Genomic DNA, 18,924 nt, shown 5'->3' with positions numbered 1-18,924 from the left:
TCAGCCTCCTGAGCCGATGCGGTTGGACCTGCTGAGCAGCCAGAGCAGGCACGGGGCGCCGAGTACACCGGTCACGACGCCCACGGGAAGTTCGGTGCCCGGCAGCAACTGGCGTCCCGCCACATCACCCAGCAGAACGACGAGGGACCCGACCAGGGCGGACGGCAGCAGCGCGGGTCCGGGTACGCCGACCAGGCGCACGGCGATCTGAGGCGCGATCAGGGCGACGAAGGCGATGGGCCCGGCCGCCGCCGTGGCGAAGGACACCAGGGCTGCGCCAACGACCAGCAGGGCCATCCGCGCGGTCTGCACCGGCAGGCCCAGCGCCTTCGCGGTGTCGTCGCCGAACTGCAGGCCGGCCAGCCAGGGCGCGAGCAGCACCACGCACGGCAGCAGTGCGGCGAGCGCGACGGCCAGCGGGCCGACGTGCGACCAGTCACGTGCGTTGAGGTTGCCGGTGAGCCACATCAGGGCCTGCTGGGCCTGGTAGACACCGGCTTTGAGGAGCAGATAGCTGGTGGCGCTGGTGCACAGGGCGGCGATCCCGATGCCGACGAGCACGATGCGGTAGCCGGTGGTACCCGACTTCCAGGCGAGTACGTAGATGAGTGCCGCCGCGCCGAGACCTCCCGTCAGTGCCAGCGTCTGCAGGCCGGCGCCGGAACCGAACCCGAACAGCAGTCCGGCGGTCGCGGCCGTGCCGGCGCCCGCGGAGACGCCGATGATGTCGGGGCTGGCCAGCGGATTGCGGGTCAGCGTCTGGAAGACGGCGCCTGCGACACCGAAGGCGGCACCGCACAGGAGCCCCACAAGGGCACGGGGCAGCCGAAGCTCGTGCACCACCATGGCGGTCGCCGAGTCACCGCCGCCGGTGAGGCTGCCGACGACGTCGGTGAGGGGCAGGTCCAGTTCCCCGAAAGCGAGTTCGACGACGAACGCGGCGGCCACCGCGGCGGCCAGCAGCAGGCTGACGAGGACGCTGCGCGGCCTGACGATCCAGGAGGCCCTGGTCCGGGGCAGCCGCACCACTATCCCGCCCGCGCTGCGGACGGCGGCGGCACCGCGTGTGGTGTCGGTGACGGACATGGTTCACAGCTCCCGAAGCCGGCGGCTGCGCACCAGCGCGATGAAGAACGGCGCCCCGAGAGCCGTGACCACGATGCCGACGTGGAGTTCGTCGGGGCGGGCGATCAGACGCCCGGCGATGTCGGCGGCGAGGACCAGGATCGGGCCGAGCAGCGCCGAGTACGCGAGGATCCAGCGGTGGTCGGGGCCGGTGAGGAGCCGGGCGAGCTGCGGGATGACCAGGCCGACGAAGGCTATCGGACCGCACAACGCCACCGCGCCTCCGGCGAGGAGGGTGACGGCGGCCGCGCCACGCAGCCGCACCAGACCGACTCTCTGGCCCAGGGCGGTGGCGACTCCCTCGCCGAGGGCGAGGCTGTTGAGCGCCGGGGCGGTGGACGCCGCCAGCAGCGCGCCGACCGCGAGGAAGGGGAGGACGTCGGCGAGGATCGCGGCGGGCTGGCCCGTCAGCGACCCCACGGCCCAGAAGCGGTAGTCGCCGAGCGCGGCGGCATCGAAGAGCAGAACAGCGAAGACGAGGGACTGCAGGAGCGCCGAGACCGCGGCTCCGGCGAGGGCCAGTTTGGCGGGGGTCGCCCCGCCACGTCCCGCGCCGCCCAACGCGTAGACCAGGGCGGTCGCGGCCAGCGCTCCGGCGAACGCGAACCAGACGTAGCCGTACACAACCGTGATGCCGAGCAGTCCGGTCGTGACGACGACACCGAGGGCGGCTCCGGCGCTGACGCCGAGGAGGCCAGGGTCGGCGAGCGGGTTGCGGGTGAGGCCCTGCATCAGGGCTCCCGCCATGCCCAGCGCCGCCCCGACGACGAGTCCGAACTCGGTTCGCGGCAGTCGCATCTGACGGACGATTCCGGACTCCTCGGATCCGTCCGGGTTCAGCAGGAGGTCGAAGACCCGGTCGGGTGCGATCCACTTGGTGCCGAGTGCCAGGGAGCAGGCACAGAGCAGCACCAGCACGATCAGGCAGGCGGGGAGGGCCACACTGTGCGGGATGGTCCGACGCGGAGCCGTCGTGGGTGGTGGAGCGGGCACCCCGGTCCGGCGGGGGTTCCCCCCACGCCCCCGCGGCGTAGGGGGAGAATCTGAAAGCACGGTGGAAAGGATAGCCATACCTAAGTAGTAATTAACAAGACTTAAGGGGTGGCCGTTGCTTCTCCGTTACTCCCCCCTGTCAGCCCTTTCTCCGTGCTCTCCCGTGTGACGGGTTCGTCGGCGTCCCGCCACAGGCCGCGGTAGGCCACGGCGACGAGCGCGAGGGTGACGAGGCACAGGACTCCCCCTCCGGCGACGGCAGTTGCCGGGCCCACGGCCGACGAGGCGAGTCCGGCCAGGACACCGCCCAGCGCCGGTGCCGTCATGGCCTGGGCGAGCCAGAGACTGCTCACCCGTCCCTGGAGGGGGTCCGGGGTGTGCCGCATCAGCAGCGTGCGGCGCATGATCTCCGAGACGATGTCGGCCACACCGCCGAGGCCGAGGAAGACCAGTCCGAACCCGAGGAGCGGGCTCAGACCGAACCCGAGGCAGGCAAGCCCCCACACGGCGACCGCCGCGCAGAGCACCCGCCACTGACGGCGGGTTCGGCCGGTCCATCCGGAGGTCAGCGAGGCCACGGCGGCGCCGATCATCGGCGCGGTGGTGAGCAGGCCCACCAACTCCGGGCCGCCGCCGAAGCGTTCGTCGGCGAACTCGGGGTAGAGGGCGGTCGGGGTGGCGAAGAGGGCGGCACACAGGTCCACGACGAGGACGGCGGCGACGACCCGGCTGCCCCGGATGAAGGCGAACCCTTCGCGCAGCGACGCGAGTACGCCTGGCTGCGGCTCCGACATTCCGGACTCCGCCCGCAGGGTCGCCGCCCCCGGCTCAGACGGCGTCGAGGGCGCGGGATCCGCCGGTTGCGGGCGGTCGTTCCGCGGGGCGGCGGGGGTGGCGCCCGAGCTCGAAGGGCCACTGGCGAGGGTGGGCACCACCGAGCCGACGGCGGACGCCTCCCCCGTCTCCGGTCTGCCCTGGGCCACGGACACGGCCGTGACCGGCTCCGGGGCCGTCGACCCGGGCTCAGGACACGTCGAGAGCGCGGGTTCCCCCTGGGCGCCGGCGTCGCCGGGGTTGCCTGTCGGCGGCATGGGACCGAGCCGGGTCAGCAGCAGCGTCGTGGCCGCCGTTCCGGCCGCCGCGATCGCGAAGGTGGCGGCGAGTCCCGGGCCGGCGATCAGCACGCCGCCGAGCATGGGGCCGGCTATGGAGCCGAGGGTGGTGGTCACCGTCACGAGCGCGCCGGTGGCGGGGACGTGATTTTCACTCACGAGGGCGGGCACGACGGCGGTGAGCGCGGTCTCGGCGACGCCCTCGGTGAAGCCGAACAGGGCGCCGGAGACATAGACGACCCAGAGAGCCGGATGGTCGGCAGCCGAGTTCACCGCCAGCGCGGTGAAGGTGACAACGGCCCAGGTGCTGCCGACGAGGATCAGGCCCTTGCGGTCCCTGCGGTCGGCAAGTACACCGCCCACCATGAAACCGAGCAGGAGGCCGGTACCCAGCACGAGGCTGACGGCACCGACCTGCGTCGACGAACGGGTCTGCTCGTAGACCTGCACGACCACGCCGACGGAGGTCAGCCCTATGCAGAGCAGAGCGAGGACACGAGTGGCCAGAACCAGACGCAGCGGACCCTTGTCCCGCAGAGGCGACAGATCCAGGGCCAGTTCTCTGATGCGCAAACCGGGTCCTCCACCTTGGGGTTTATGTCCCCGCCGGTGGGCTGCCCGGCGAGCGCGCATCACGATAGCAAGATAAGGCTATCCTAAGTTATGGTTCGGCCCAATAGTCAGGCCTTGAGGGGACGTGAGCCTTCTTGTCGGGTGCGAACATCGGCCACAGTAATGACGCGAACGATAGACGCCGTGAGCTGCTGAGGCGTCAACTCGCTGCTCGCGGTATCGCTCGACGGCCGGACAACAAGGACGAATCCCCCCACGCTTCCGTGAACCGCGCAGACGGCCCGGCCCCGCTCTCCTCTGCGCAGCGCCGGATGTGGCTGCTGCACCAGCTGGAGCCGCACGGCACCGCGTACAACATCTGTGTGGCAGTGCGCCTCTCCGGTGAACTGTCCGTTCCGGCGCTGCGGCAGGCGCTGCGCACCGTGATCCAGCGCCATCACGTACTGCGCACCGTCTACCGACCCGGTGACGACGGTGAGCCGGTGCAGGTTCTCGTCCCGGAGGCCGAGCCGGTCATCGGCGAGACAGACCTGACGGCGCTCGCACCCGAGGACCAGGACGCCGCGGTGGACGCGGCCGCGTCCCGGCTGGCCCGGCGCCCCTTCGACCTGTCGGCGGACACCCCCGTCCGGCTGGAGATCCTGCGCCTCGCCGCGGACGAGCACGTGCTCGTGCTCGTCGCCCACCACATCGCCTGGGACGACGGCAGCTGGCAGGTCCTGCTGCGCGAGGTCGCCGCCGTCTACAAGGGTGATGCTCTGCCCGAACTGCCCGTCCAGTACGCCGACCTCGCCGTACGCGAACAGCGGCACGCCCCTTGGAGCGCGGCCGACCTCGACCACTGGCGCGAGCGGCTGGCGGATCCGCCGGCGCCGCTCCCGCTGCCCACGGACTTCCCCCGCTCCCCTGCCCGCGCCGAGGAGGGCGGGCGGCTGGTGCGCACGCTGCCCGTGTCCTTGCGCGAACGGATGCACGCGCTGTGCCGCACCGAGGGCGTCAGCCCCTTCATGGCCCTGCTGGCCACCTTCACCACCCTGCTGCACCGAGCCGCCGGCGCACCCGACGTCCTCGTCGGCTCCCCCGCCGTCCTGCGCACGGACTCCGATGCCGAGCGGCTGGTGGGCAACTTCGGCAACACGCTCGTACTGCGCACCCACGCCACCCCGGACACCACCTTCCGTGCCTTCCTGCAGCACGTGCGCGAGGTCTGCCTGGGCGCGTACGCGCACCAGGCGGTGCCGTTCGACACGCTGGTCCAGGAGCTGCGCCCCGAGCGCGCCGCGGGCCACCACGTCTTCTTCGATGTCATGTTCTCGCTGCGCAGCGACGTCTGGGAGGGCTTCGAACTGCCCGGCGTACGGCTGACGGAGCGTCCGGTGCCGGGCAACGCCGCCGCGTTCGACCTCGCCGTGTCCGCCGTCCTGGACACCGCCGGCACGCTCACCCTGGACACCACCTACCGCCGCGACCTGTACACGCAGGACACGGTCGAGCGGCTCCTCGGCCGCTTCGAACGGCTCCTGGAGGCGGCGCTGGCCGCCCCTGACACCCCTCTCGGCGACCTCGACCTGCTCGACGCCGCGGAACGCGAGCGGGTACTGACGACATGGGGCAGCGACCGGCGTCCGCTGGAGCGCGCCACCATGCCGGAGCTGTTCCGGGCGCGTGTGCGGAGCACCCCTGACACCACCGCCCTCGTCTGGGAGACGGACGGTGGCCGCGAAAACCGGTTCACCTACGCCGAACTGGACGAGCGCTCCGACCGGCTGGCCGGCGAACTGGCGGCCCTCGGCGCCAGTCCGGAGGCCGTCGTCGGCGTGGCCCTGCCCCGCTCCGGTGACTTCCTGGTGGCCGCTCTCGCCGTGATGAAGGCCGGAGCCGCCTACCTGCCCGTCGATCCGGAGTACCCGGCCGACCGCATCGCGCTCATGCTGGCGGACGCCCGCCCGCACCTCCTGGTCACCGACTCGGCGTCCACCGACCGACTGCCGCAGGACGGGACGCCGGTGCTCCTCCTCGATGACGAGTCGCGGGCCACCCGCGGCGTCACGGCCCCGCTCCGCCCGTCGGCGCCGGACAACGCCGCGTACCTCATCTACACCTCGGGCTCCACCGGCCGCCCCAAGGGCGTGGTGGTCACGCACGAGGGCATACCCAGCCTGGTGTCCACCATGGCGGAGGAACTGGGCGCCGGCCCGGGCAGCCGGGTGCTGCAGTTCGCGTCGTTCAGCTTCGACACCTCGGTGTGGGAGTGGACCATGGCCCTGCTGACGGGCGCCACGCTCGTCGTCGTCCCCACCGACAAGCGGTTGGGCCCGCCGCTCGCCGAGTTCTGCGACCGGCACCAGGTCACCCATCTGACGCTGCCTCCGGGCGTGCTGGCCACGCTGCCGCACGAGCGGTCGCTGCCCGCCGGTGCCACGCTGATCGTCGCGGGCGAGGCCTGTCCGCCCGAGCTGATGCGGCGCTGGTCGGTCACCACCCGCATGTTCAACTCCTACGGCCCCACCGAGACCACGGTCGACGCCACCCTGTGGACCTGTCGCCCGGACCACTCCGGCACGGTCGTGCCGATCGGCCACCCCGTGCACAACACGGCCGCCCGTCTTCTTGACGACCGGCTCCAACCGGTGCCGCCCGGCTCGCCCGGCGAGCTGTACGTGTCCGGTGACGGTCTCGCCCGCGGCTATCGGGGCCGCCCCGCACTGACGGCGGAACGGTTCGTCGCCGACCCGTTCGGCGCACCCGGCACCCGGATGTACCGCACCGGCGACCTGGCCCGGTGGACCGCCGACGGAGTGCTGGAGTACCTCGGCCGGGTCGACCACCAGGTCAAGATCCGCGGCTTCCGCATCGAACCCGGCGAGATCGAGCAACTGCTGCGCCGCGCCCCCGGGATCGCCCAGGCCGCCGTCATCGCGCGCGAGGACCAGCCCGGCGACCTGCGCCTCGTCGCCTATGTGGTGCCCGCCGAGGGAGCCGCCGCACCGGACACGGACCGGCTGCGGGAGGACCTGGCCGCCACCCTGCCCGCGCACATGGTGCCCGCCGCGATCGTCGCGCTGGAGCGGCTGCCGCTGACCAGCAACGGCAAGCTGGACCGCAGGGCGCTGCCCGCCCCGGTGTACGAACGGTCGGCCGGGCGCGCGCCCGCCACCGCCGCCGAGGCGAAGCTGTGCGAACTCTTCGCCGGTGTACTGGAGATACCGGCGGTCGGCCCGGACGACGACTTCTTCCTGCTCGGCGGCCACTCCATGCTCGCCGCGCGTCTGATCACCCGGATCGAGGCCGAGTTCGGCACCCGGCCCGTCCTGCGCGCGCTGTTCGACGCGCCGACGCCCGCCGGACTCGCGCGGATCGTCGAGGGGGCCGACGGTCGAGACGTCCCTCGCCGCCCGGCGCTGACCGGAGGGACGGCCGGCGACCCGGCGCCGCTGTCCTTCGCGCAGCAGCGGCTGTGGCTGCTGCACCGGCTGGAGGAACCGGGCGCGGCGTACAACATCCCCACCGCGCTCCGCGTCAGCGGTCCGCTGGACGCCTCTGCCCTCGCGTCCGCCGTCGCCGACGTCGCGCAACGGCACGACATCCTGCGCACGGTCTTCCCCGAGCGCGACGGCTCGCCGTGCCAGGTCGTCCTGCCGCCGGAGCGGGGACCGCGGCTGGAGGTGCGCCGTACGACGCCCGAGGCCGTGGAGGGCGAGCTGGCCTCGGCTGCCGCGCACGTCTTCGCCCTCGCCGACGAACCGCCTTTGCGCGTCGTCCTGTTCGAAACCGGCCCCGAGGAGCATGTCCTGCTGCTCCTGCTGCACCACATCGCCGGTGACGGGCAGTCCCTGCCGGTCCTGGTCCGGGACCTGGCCGACGCCTACCGGGCCCGGCTGGCCGGAGGCGCGCCCCAGTGGCCCGCGCTGCCCGTCCGGTACGCCGACTTCGCCGTCTGGCAGCGGCAGTTGCTCGGGGACGCCGAGGACCCGGCGAGCCTGACGGCCCGTCAGGCGGCTTTCTGGAAGGAGGCCCTGCGGGGCGCTCCCGACGAGTTGCGGCTGCCCGCGGACCGACCCCGTCCGGCCGAGTCCTCGGGCCGGGGTGGCATGGTGCGGTTCACCGTGGAACCGGAGGTGGCCCGGCGGGTGCGGACGCTGTCCGCCACGCTCGGCGTCACGCCGTTCATGGTCTACGAGGCGGCCGTGGCGGCCCTGCTGAGCCGGCTCGGCGCCGGGGACGACATCCCGATCGGCACGCCCGTCGCCGGACGCGGTGAGGAGGCGCTCGACGACCTCGTCGGCTTCTTCGTCAACACGCTCGTCCTGCGCAACGACACCTCGGGGGCCCCGTCGTTCGAGGCGCTGCTGCGGCGCGTGCGGGACACGGCCGTGGCCGCGTTCGAGCACCAGGACCTGCCGTTCGAGCGGCTGGTGGAGATCCTCAATCCACCGCGGTCCACGGCCCGTCATCCGCTGTTCCAGGTGATGGTGGTGCACCAGACCGGGACGGCCTCGGAGCTGCCCGTGGCGGGCGTCCGGACCCGGCCGCAGGTCGTGTCCACCGGTACGGCGACGTTCGATCTGAGCCTGACGTTCATCGAGGGCTTCGACCCGGACGGCGCCCCCGACCAGGTGAGCGGTTTCGCCGAGTACAGCGCCGACCTGTTCGACCCGGAGACGGTCCAGGAGCTGACGAGTCGTCTGCTGCGGCTGCTCACGGCCGCCGTCGCCCGGCCCGACGTGCCGCTCGGCGACCACGACCTGCTGACGCGGCAGGAGCGGGCCGCGCTGGTGGCCGCGCCCGTGCCGACGCCCGCCGCGCCCCCGCTGCACGAGGCGTTCGCCCGGCGGGTCCGCGAGACCCCGAACGCGGTCGCGCTGGTCCTGAGCTCTGGTTCCGGCGCCGTGGAGCGGCTCACGTACGCCGACCTCGACGCCCGGGTGGAGCGGATCGCCCGGCTGGCCGCCGCGCACGGCGCGACACCGGAGCGGTTCGTCGCGCTGGCGCTGCCCCGCCACGAGATGGTCCCCGCACTGCTCGGCGTGCTCCGCTCCGGGGCCGCGTTCCTCCCGCTGGACCCGAACTACCCGGCGGAGCGGCTGGCGCAGACCCTGGACGACGCACGGCCGGTGTGTGTGCTCACCACCCGTGAGCTGGCCGGGGCCCTGCCGCAGCGGCCGGACCTCCCCGTCGTCCTCGTGGATGCGGAGGAGCCGACTGAGCCTGTCGCCCTTCGCCAGGCCGAGCCCGGTGCCGCCGCGTACGTCATCTACACCTCCGGCTCCACCGGCCGCCCCAAGGGTGTGGTGGTGACCCACGCGAACCTGGTCAACCTGTACGCGGCGCACACCTCCACGCTGTTCCCGCCCGAGGTGCCCGAGGTAGGCGGGCGCCGACTGCGGGTGGGGCACATCGCCTCGTTCGCCTTCGACGCCTCGCTCGACCCGGTCGTTCTGATGGTGGGCGGGCACGAGCTGCACGTCCTGGACGAGCTGACGTACCCGGACGCCGAGGCCGTGGCCGCGTACGTCGCCCGGGAGCGGATCGATTACCTCGACCTCACCCCGGCCCACCTCCAGCAGCTCATCCAGCACGGCCTGCTGGACGAGGGCCGGCACCGGCCCGCCCTGCTGGGTCCCGGCGCCGACGCCATGCCCGACTCGCTGTGGCGGGAGCTCGGCGCGCACCCGGCCACGACGGCGTACAACTTCTACGGTCCGACCGAGTGCACCGTGGACTCGATCGTCGCCCGGGTCACCGGCGAGGGCGCGCCCCGGATCGGACGGCCCATCAGGGGCGCCACCGCGTATGTCCTCGACGAGCGGCTGCGCCCCGTCCCTCCGGGCGTCACGGGTGAGTTGTACCTGGCGGGCGCGGGACTCGCCCGCGGCTACCTCGGCCGCGCGGCGCTGACCGCCGAGCGGTTCACCGCCGACCCGTACGGGCCGCCGGGATCCCGTATGTACCGCACGGGCGACCTGGCCCGCTGGACCGCCGACGGTGAACTGGAGTGCCTGGGCCGGGCCGACCACCAGGTGAAGATCCGGGGCTTCCGCATCGAGCCCGGGGAGATCGAGGCCGTCCTCGGGCGGCACGAGAGCGTCGCCGAGGTCGCCGTGATCGCCCGCGACGACCTGCCGGGATCGCGCCGCCTCGTCGCCTACGTGGTGCCCGCGCCGGGCCACCCGGCCGACGCCGACGTGTGGCGCACGCATGCGGCGGCCCTGCTGCCGGAGCACATGGTGCCCTCGCTGTGGGTGCCGATGGAGCGGCTGCCGCAGTCGGCCAACCGCAAGGTGGACCGCGCCGCGCTGCCGGTTCCCGAACTGCCCGAGCAGGGCGGCGGACGCGCCCCCGTCACCGATACGGAGAAGCTGTTCTGCGAGCTGTTCGCCACGCTGCTCGGCCAGGACACGGTGGACGCCGACGGCAACTTCTTCGAGCTGGGCGGCGACAGCATCATCTCCCTCCAACTGGTCAGCCGCGCCCGCGCGGCCGGCTGGACCGTCGGTCCCCGTGACGTCTTCCGCCACCAGACCCCGGCCGCCCTGGCCGCCGTGGCCCGCCCGGCGCAGTCCGCGCCCGACCGGACGGCGGACGACGGCGTCGGGCGGATACCGGAGACGCCGATCATGGCGTGGCTGCGGGAACTCGCCACGTCGGCCGCCCCTGCGGCATCCGTCGACGGCTACAGCCAGGGCATGACCCTCACCACTCCCGCGGGCCTGACGTGGGACCGGCTCACCGCCGTGCTCCAGTCCCTCCTGGACCACCATCCGGCCCTGAGGTCGCGGCTGGTGCACGCCGATGACGGCACCTGGCAGCTGGACGCCACGCCGCCCGGCTCGGTGCGGGCCGAGGACGTGCTGCGGCGGGCCGGGGCGGACCCGGCCACCGAGGCGGCGGCCGCCAGAGAGCGGCTGCGGCCGGAGTCCGGCGTCATGGTCCAGGCGGTGTGGTGGGAGCCGGACAGCGCCGGCCTGCCCGGCCGCCTCGTGCTCGTCATCCACCACCTGGTGGTCGACGGAGTCTCCTGGCGCGTCCTGTGCGCCGACCTCGACGCGGCGTGGCGTGGCGAGCCGCTGCCGCCCACGGGCACGTCGCTGCGCGCCTGGAGCGAGCTGCTCCGCACGTACGCCCGGCGCGAGACAACCGTCCGCCAGGCCGGTGATTGGGCGCGCGCCCTCGGCGGGCGCACAGCACCGCTGACGGCCCGTCCGCTGGATCCCGCCCGGGACACCGCCGCAACGTCCCGTCGGCACACCGCTTCGGTGAGCACCGAGGACACCGAGGCGCTGCTGACCCGGGTGCCTGCGGCCTTCCACGCGAACGTCGAGGACGTCCTGCTGACGGCGCTGGTCCTGGCGGTCGCCGAGCGCCGCCGAGGCACCCCGGCGGCGGGAGCCGCGGACCAGGGCGTCAGCGTGCAGCTGGAGGGCCACGGCCGCGAGGAGTCGATCGCGGAGGGCACCGATCTGGCCCGGACCGTCGGCTGGTTCACCACCGTCCACCCGGTGCGGCTCGACCCGGGCGCCGTCGACCTCGCCGAGGCCCGCTCCGGCGGACCGGCGGCGGGCCGGGCGCTGAAGGCCGTCAAGGAGCAACTGCGGGCCGTGGCCGACGGCGGTCTCGGGTTCGGGGCGCTGCGCCACCTCAACCCCGACACCTCCGCCGGACTCGCCGGGCTGCCCGTGCCCGAGATCTCCTTCAACTACCTCGGGCGGTTCGGCACGAGCGGCTCCGAAGAGCCGTGGCAGCCGGTCGCCGGGGACGACGGCCTGTTCCACGGCGTGGATCCGGCGCTGCCCCTCGCACACGCGCTGGAGATCGACGCCCATGTGGCGGGCACGCCTGACGGCCCGCGACTGAGCGTCACCTGGTCGTACGCGGGCGAGGCACTGGACGCGGCGGACGTGCGGTCCCTCGCCGACAGCTGGCTGGCATACCTGTCGGCGCTGGTGACCCACACCGACACGTCCGACGCGGGGGGCTGGACTCCCTCCGACCTCTCCCTGATCTCGCTCACCCAGGACGAGATCGACGACTTCGAGGCCGACTGGAGGCTTTCGTGAACGCCCGTTCCCGGTTGGAGGACATCCTCCCGCTGACCCCGCTCCAGGAGGGCCTGCTGTTCCGGGCGGAGCTCGACGGCGACGGCCACGACGTCTACGCGGGGCACCTCACGCTCACCCTGCGGGGACCGCTGGACGAACCGCGGCTGCGTGCCGCGGCCCAGGCCCTGCTGGACCGCCGCCCCGGCCTGCGGGCCGCCTTCCGCCGCAACCGCCAGGGCAAAGCGGCGGCGCTCATCCCGTCCCGGGTGGACGTGCCGTGGAGCTTCGACGATCTGTCCGGGCTGCCGGACGCGGAGCGGGAGCGGGAGGCCGGGCGGCTCACCACCCTGGACGCCGACCGCGGGTTCGACCTCGGGCAGCCGCCGCTGCTCCGGTTCCGACTGCTGCGGCTGGCGGACGGGCTGCACAGGCTCGTGCTGACCAACCATCACATCGTGCTCGACGGCTGGTCGCAGCCGCTGCTGGTGCAGGAGCTGTTCGCCCACTACGCGGGCGACGGAAGCCGTCCGCTGCCGCCCGCGGCCTCCCCCCGGGTCTACCTGGACTGGCTCGCCGCGCAGGACCGCGACGCCGCGGCGCGGGCGTGGCGGGTGGCGCTCGTGGACCTGGACGGCCCGACCCTGGTCGCGCCCGGCGCCGCCGAGTCGGTCACCGAGCCGCCACGCAAGGTCGTCGTCGAGCTCGACCCGGCACTGACGTCCTCCGTGACCGTCGTCGCCCGGGCGCGCGGCCTGACGCTGGGCACCGTCGTCCAGGGCGCCTGGGCGCTCACGCTGGCGCGGACCCTCGGCCGCGGTGACGTCGTCTTCGGCACCACCGTCTCAGGGCGGCCTGCCGAACTGTCCGGCGTCGAGTCGATGGTGGGTGTCTTCGTCAACACCGTGCCGGTACGGGCCACCCTGCCCCCGGCCGAGCCGTTCGCGGGGGCCCTGGCCCGCCTCCAGGAGGAGCAGTCCGCGCTAGTCGCGCACCAGCACCTGGGGCTGGCCGAGGTGCAGCGGGCCGTCGGCGGGCGCGAGCTGTTCGACACCCTGGCCGTCGTGGAGAACTACCCGTTCGACCCCGACTCGCTGGCCGAACTCGCCCCCGGCCTGCGCCTGGAGGACGCGGGCGGCGACGAGGGCGTGCACTACCCGCTCGCGCTGACCGTCCTGCCGGGCACCCGTCTGCGCCTCGAACTGGGCTACCGGCCCGACGCGCTGACCGAGGAACAGGTACGGGCCGTCGCGGACCGGCTCCGCCGCGCCTTCACCGCCTTCGCCACCACGCCGGACAGCCCCCTGGGCCGCGTCGACCTGCTCGGCGAGGACGAGGCACGGCTGCTGTCCGCGCCCGGCACCGCCCACCCCGTCCCGGACACCACCCTCACCGCGCTCCTGGCCGAGCAGGTGGCCCGTACCCCTGAGGCCACCGCCATGGTGTTCGAGGGCAGCGAGCTGACCTACGCCGAGCTGGACGCGCGGGCCGAGCGGGTCGCCGCCTGGCTCACCCGGCAGGGCGCGGGCCCCGGCGCGGCGGTCGCCGTCGCGCTGCCCCGCTCCAGCGAGCTGCTCGTGGCACTGGCCGCCGTCCTGCGGTCCGGCGCCGCCTACCTGCCCGTGGACCCCGGCTACCCGGCCGACCGTATCGCCTACATGATCGAGGACGCCCGCCCGGTCGCCGTCCTGACGGACACCGCGACACTGGGCCTGCTGCCCGGGGCGTCCACCACGGTCCTCACGCTGGACGGCCCCGAGGCGGCGGCGCTCCCGCCCGCCGAGGGCACCCCCGCGGCGGCCGTCTCCCCGGCCGACCCGGCGTACGTCATCTACACCTCCGGCTCGACCGGCCGCCCCAAGGGCGTCGTCGTACCGCACTCGGCCATCGTCAACCGGCTGCTGTGGACGCAGGGCGAGTACGGCCTGACCCCGGCCGACCGGGTGCTGCAGAAGACCCCGTCCAGCTTCGACGTATCGGTGTGGGAGTTCTTCTGGCCCCTCATCACCGGCGCGGCACTGGTGGTGGCCCGTCCCAAGGGTCACCTGGACCCGCGGTACCTGGCGCGGCTGATCCAGGAACAGGCCGTCACCACCGCGCACTTCGTCCCGTCGATGCTGCGCGCCTTCCTCGCCGAACCGGAGGCCGCCGGCTGCACGGGCCTCACCCGGGTGCTGTGCAGCGGCGAGGCGCTCACCCCCGACCTGGTGCGCGGCTTCCGCGGGCTGTTCGGCGGCGCGGTCGAGCTGCACAACTTGTACGGCCCCACCGAGGCGGCCGTGGACGTCACCTCCTGGCCGTGCCCGGCGGACGGCGACGGCCGCGACACGGTGCCGATCGGCCGCCCGGTGTGGAACACCTCGGCGTACGTCCTGGACGCCGCCCTGCGCCCGGTCCCGGCCGGCGTGCCCGGCGAGCTGTATCTGGCGGGCCCCCAGCTCGCCCACGGCTACCTGGGCCGCCCCGGCCTGACTGCCGGACGGTTCGTCGCCGACCCGTACGGCCCGCCCGGCACCCGGATGTACCGCACGGGCGACCTGGCCCGGCGTGGCGCGGACGGCGTGATCGAGTACCTGGGCCGGACCGACGACCAGGTGAAGATACGCGGCTTCCGCATCGAACCCGGCGAGATCGAGGCGGCCCTCGCCGCGCTCCCCGGCGTCCGCGAGGCCGCCGTGGTGGCCCGGCGCGACCTCGGCATGGGCGACGACGCCGTGCTGGTCGCCTACGTCACCGGTACGGCCGGTTCGGCACCCGATCCGGCGGAGCTGCGCCGCGCTCTGGCGGCGTCCCTGCCGGAGCACCTGGTGCCGTCCGCCTTCGTCGTGCTGGACTCGCTGCCGCTCTCGCCCAGCGGCAAGCTGGACCGCCGGGCCCTGCCCGTGCCGGAGCTCGGCGCGGCCGTGACGGGCCGGCGCCCGCGCAACCCGTCGGAGGAGATCCTCTGCGATCTGTTCGCCGAGGTGCTGGGACTGCCCGAGGTCGGCATCGACGACGACTTCTTCGCCCTGGGCGGGCACTCGCTGCTCGCGACGCGGCTCGCCAGCCGGGTCCGCTCCACGATGGGCGTGGAACTGCCGCTGCGGACCGTCTTCGACGCACCCACGGTCGCCGCTCTGGCGCACCGTCTGGACACGCGCAGCACGCGCCCGCCGCTGCGGGCCGGGGAGCGCCCCGATCCGCTGCCGCTGTCGTTCGCGCAGGCCCGCATGTGGTTCCTGTACCGGCTGGAGGGGCCGAACCCGGCGTACAACATGGCGTTCGCGGCCCGGCTCACCGGCGCGCTGGACTCGGCCGCGCTGTGCACGGCGCTCGGTGATCTGACGGACCGCCATGAGGCGCTGCGCACCGTCCTCCCGGACGAGGCGGGCACGCCCCGGCAGCTGATCCTCGACGCGGAGTCCGCGCGACCGGAGCTTCCGGTCACGCCGGTCACGGAGGAGGAGCTGCCCGGCAGGCTCGCGGACGCGGCATCGCACCCCTTCCGCATCGACGAGGAAGTGCCGTTCCGCGCCGAGCTGTTCGCCGTCGGCCATGACGAACACGTACTGATCCTGGTGCTGCACCACATCGCGGCCGACGGCTGGTCGGCGCTGCCGCTGCTGCGGGACCTCGCGGACGCCTACACGGCGCGCAGCCGTGGCGCGGCACCGTCCTTCACCCCGCTCCCCGTGGGGTACGCGGACCACGCCGTGTGGCAGCGGGCGCTGCTCGGTGACGAGTCGGACCCGGACGGGCTGCTGCACCGCCAGGCGGAGTTCTGGCGCAAGACGCTGGACGGGCTGCCGGAGGAGCTGCCGCTGCCCACCGACCGACCGCGTCCGGCCGCGCCGAGCCTGCGCGGCGCGACCGTGGACGTGGCGGTGCCGGGCTCGCTGCACCGTGCCGTGCGGGCGCTGGCCCGCCGCTGCGACGCGAGCGTGTTCATGGTGCTGCACGCGGCGCTGGGCACCCTGCTCACCCGCCTCGGGGCCGGATCGGACATCCCCGTCGGCACGCCGATCGCGGGCCGAGGCGACGACGCCGTGGACGAGGTGGTGGGCTTCTTCGCCAACACGCTCGTACTGCGCACGGACACCTCCGGCGACCCGGGCTTCCGGGAGCTGGTGGCCCGGGTGCGGGAGACCGACCTGGCCGCGTACGCGCATCAGGACATCCCCTTCGAGCGTCTGGTCGAACTGCTCAACCCGGCGCGGTCCATGGCCCGTCACCCGCTGTTCCAGGTGATGCTGAGCCACCAGGCGAGGCCTCCGATGGACCTGGCACTCGGCGAGGTGGCGGTCCGGCAGGAGCCGGTGGACATGGGGACCGCCAAGTTCGACCTGGCCTTCGAGATCGTCGAGGAGCACGGCCGGGACGGGATGCGGCTGGGCGTGGAGTACAGCACCGATCTGTTCGACCACGACACCGTCGCCAACATGGCGACCCGCTTCCTGCGGGTGCTGGAGGCGGTCACCGAGGACCCGGACCGGCCGGTCGGCAGCCTGGAGCTGCTGTCCGCCGACGAACGCCGGCAGGTGCTCGTCGACTGGAAGGGCGCCCTGGTCGACGCCCCGGTGGCGACGCTGACCGAGCTGTTCGCCCGTCAGGTGGAGCGCACCCCGGACGCCACGGCCCTGGTCTGCGGCGAGGTGTCGTACACGTTCGCGGAGCTGGAGCGGCGCACGGCACGGCTCGCCCGGCTGCTGAAGGACAAGGATGTCGGGCCCGAGCGGATGGTGGCGCTGCTGCTGCCGCGCACCGCCGACACCGTGGTCGCGCTGCTGGCCGTGATGCGGGCGCAGGGCGCTTACGTGCCCATCGATCCGGGCTACCCGGCGGGGCGGATCGCGCACATCCTCGGCGACTCCCGGCCCCGACTGCTGGTCACCACCGGGGCGCTGGCTGGGCTGGCCGGCGACGGCGGACCCGAGACGCTGGTCCTGGACGCGCCGGAGATACAGGCGCTGTTGGCGGACGAAACCCTGGAGGTGGGAGTGCTGCCGCACCCGCTGCCCGGCCACCCGGCGTACGTCATCTACACCTCCGGTTCCACGGGCCTGCCCAAGGGCGTCGTGGTGGAGCACCGGAGCATCGCCAACCTCTTCCACAGTCACCGTGAACTGCTGTACCGGCCCACCGTCGCGGCGGCGGGCGGACGGAGCCTGCGGGTTGCCCACGGCTGGTCGTTCGCGTTCGACGCCTCGTGGCAGCCGCAGCTGTGGATGCTCGACGGGAACGCCCTGCACGTCGTCACAGAGGACACGTTGCGCGACCCGGACCTGCTGGTGTCGTTCATCCGCAACCACCGCATCGACTTCATCGAGGTCACCCCGTCGCACGCGATGCAGCTGGCGGGCGCCGGCCTGATCGAGGAAGGCCGCTCCTCGCTGCTGGCACTCGGCGTCGGCGGCGAGGCGGTGCCCTCCCCGCTCTGGCGGGAGATGCGGGAGCTGGCGGGCACGGCCGGGTACAACCTGTACGGGCCGACGGAGTGCACGGTCGACGCCCTGGCCGCGCGTGTGTCCGACAGCGAACGCCCGCTCGTGGGACGGCCGACGGCGAACACCACCGCGTACGTCCTGGACGCCCGGCTCCGGCCGGTGCCCGCGGGCGTGATCGGCGAGCTGTACCTGGCCGGGGCGGGCCTCGCCCGCGGCTATCTGGACCGGCGGTCTCTGACGGCCGAGCGGTTCGTGGCCGACCCGTTCGGCCCGCCCGGCACCCGGATGTACCGCACGGGCGACCTGGTCCGCTGGATGCCGAACGGCACCATCGACTATCTCGGCCGCACCGACGACCAGGTCAAGATCCGTGGCTTCCGCATCGAGCTCGGCGAGATCACCGCGGCCCTGGCCTCCGACCCGTCGGTGCTCCAGGCGGCGGTCGACGTCCGCGAGGACGGCCCCCGGGGCAAGCACATCGTCGGGTACGTCGTCCCGGCGGCGGACTCCGTATTCGACCCGTCCGCGCTGAAGACGCAGCTGACGCGGATGCTGCCGGACTACATGGTGCCGTCGGCGTTCGTGGAGCTCGACGCCCTGCCGCTCACCGACCACGGCAAGCTGGACCGGAGGGCCCTGCCCGCCCCGCAGGGGGTGGAGACCCGGACGGGACGTGGACCGCGCGACCTCACCGAGGCGACGGTCTGCGAGATCTTCGCGGAGGTGCTGGAGCTTCCGGAGGTCGGGATCGACGACGACTTCTTCGATCTCGGCGGCCACTCGATGCTCCTCGTCCGGCTGCGGGACCGGCTGCAGCAGGCCACCGGGCGGCAGGTGGCCGTGGCGGACCTCTTCCGTCATCCGACGGCGGCCGCGCTCGCGGGCCTGCTGCGGTCCCCGGCGGATACGGGGCCGGGCCTCGACGTGCTGTTCACGCTGCGCCCGGCGGGTGACCGCGCACCGCTGTGGTGCCCGGCGCCCGCGACCGGCCTGGGCTGGCGCTACGCGGCCCTGCGGGCCCATGTACCGGAGGGGGTGCCGATCCACGCCCTGCAGGCCCCCAACCTGGCCGGCGGCCCGGCGGTGGACGTCCTGGAGCAGCTAGTCGACGTCCATCTGGCGGAGCTGACCCGGGTTCAGCCGCACGGCCCCTACCGGCTGCTGGGATGGTCCTTGGGCGGTGTCGTGGCCCAGGCCCTCGCCTGCCGTCTCCAGGCGCGCGGGGAGGCCGTCGAGCTGCTGGCGCTGCTCGACTCCTACGTCGGCGACGCGGACGAGGACGGGGACGGGGACGCTCCGGCTGACCCGGCTGCCGTGAACGCGGCGGTCGACGGCCTCGGTCTGGACGAGCCGACGGTGGCGGCGATGCGTACCAACCGCGCTGCTGCCGCCGGTCTGTTGTCGGCCTTCTCCCCTGCGTATTACCGGGGCACGCTGCTGCACTTCCGGGCATCGGACGCGCCGCGCCCGGCGGAGGACTGGGCGGCGTACACCGACGGGGAGGTCGTCGTACACACCGTCGCCGAGGACCACGACAGCCTGCTGGACCCGTCGTCGCTGCGGAAGATCGCGACCGTACTGTCCGAGCACACCGGAGCGTGGCGGTAGCCGACAGGGACACGACGCCGCCCTCCGCACCGTTTCCGGTGCGGAGGGCGGCGT

5 protein-coding genes are annotated in these 18,924 nt (G+C 73.7%); 2 read left to right on the top strand and 3 right to left on the bottom strand.

What is annotated here, in order from left to right; genetic code table 11:
* From ACIQHQ_RS36840 to ACIQHQ_RS36830, 3 genes are all read right to left on the bottom strand, one after another.
* A complete protein-coding gene (locus ACIQHQ_RS36840; protein WP_402621028.1) occupies window positions 1–1,086 on the bottom strand; it encodes a FecCD family ABC transporter permease in 1,086 nt (361 codons plus the stop codon).
* Window positions 1,087–1,089: 3 nt separating this feature from the next.
* Window positions 1,090–2,067 (bottom strand): FecCD family ABC transporter permease, encoded by a 978-nt coding sequence (locus tag ACIQHQ_RS36835; protein WP_402621025.1) that lies wholly within the window; start codon window positions 2,065–2,067, stop codon window positions 1,090–1,092.
* A gap of 152 nt (window positions 2,068–2,219) precedes the next feature.
* A complete protein-coding gene (locus tag ACIQHQ_RS36830) occupies window positions 2,220–3,803 on the bottom strand; it encodes an MFS transporter (RefSeq protein WP_402621022.1) in 1,584 nt (527 codons plus the stop codon).
* 263 nt (window positions 3,804–4,066) lie between these two features.
* On the opposite strand from ACIQHQ_RS36830, the gene ACIQHQ_RS36825 reads away from it, so the two are divergent.
* Both ACIQHQ_RS36825 and ACIQHQ_RS36820 read left to right on the top strand, forming a co-directional pair.
* On the top strand, window positions 4,067–11,860 hold the full coding sequence (locus ACIQHQ_RS36825; protein WP_402621020.1) for an amino acid adenylation domain-containing protein: 7,794 nt from the start codon (window positions 4,067–4,069) through the stop codon (window positions 11,858–11,860).
* Complete coding sequence (locus ACIQHQ_RS36820; protein WP_402621018.1) at window positions 11,857–18,870, top strand: amino acid adenylation domain-containing protein; 7,014 nt, start codon at window positions 11,857–11,859, stop codon at window positions 18,868–18,870. Before ACIQHQ_RS36825 ends, ACIQHQ_RS36820 begins: the two co-directional genes overlap by 4 nt.
* Window positions 18,871–18,924: the final 54 nt, after the last annotated feature.

The organism is Streptomyces sp. NPDC092370, assembly GCF_044755265.1.
In the GTDB taxonomy this organism is placed as follows: domain Bacteria; phylum Actinomycetota; class Actinomycetes; order Streptomycetales; family Streptomycetaceae; genus Streptomyces.
The sequence above is the reverse complement of the archived record's forward strand: the minus strand, read 5'-3'. Positions and strand labels throughout refer to the sequence as shown.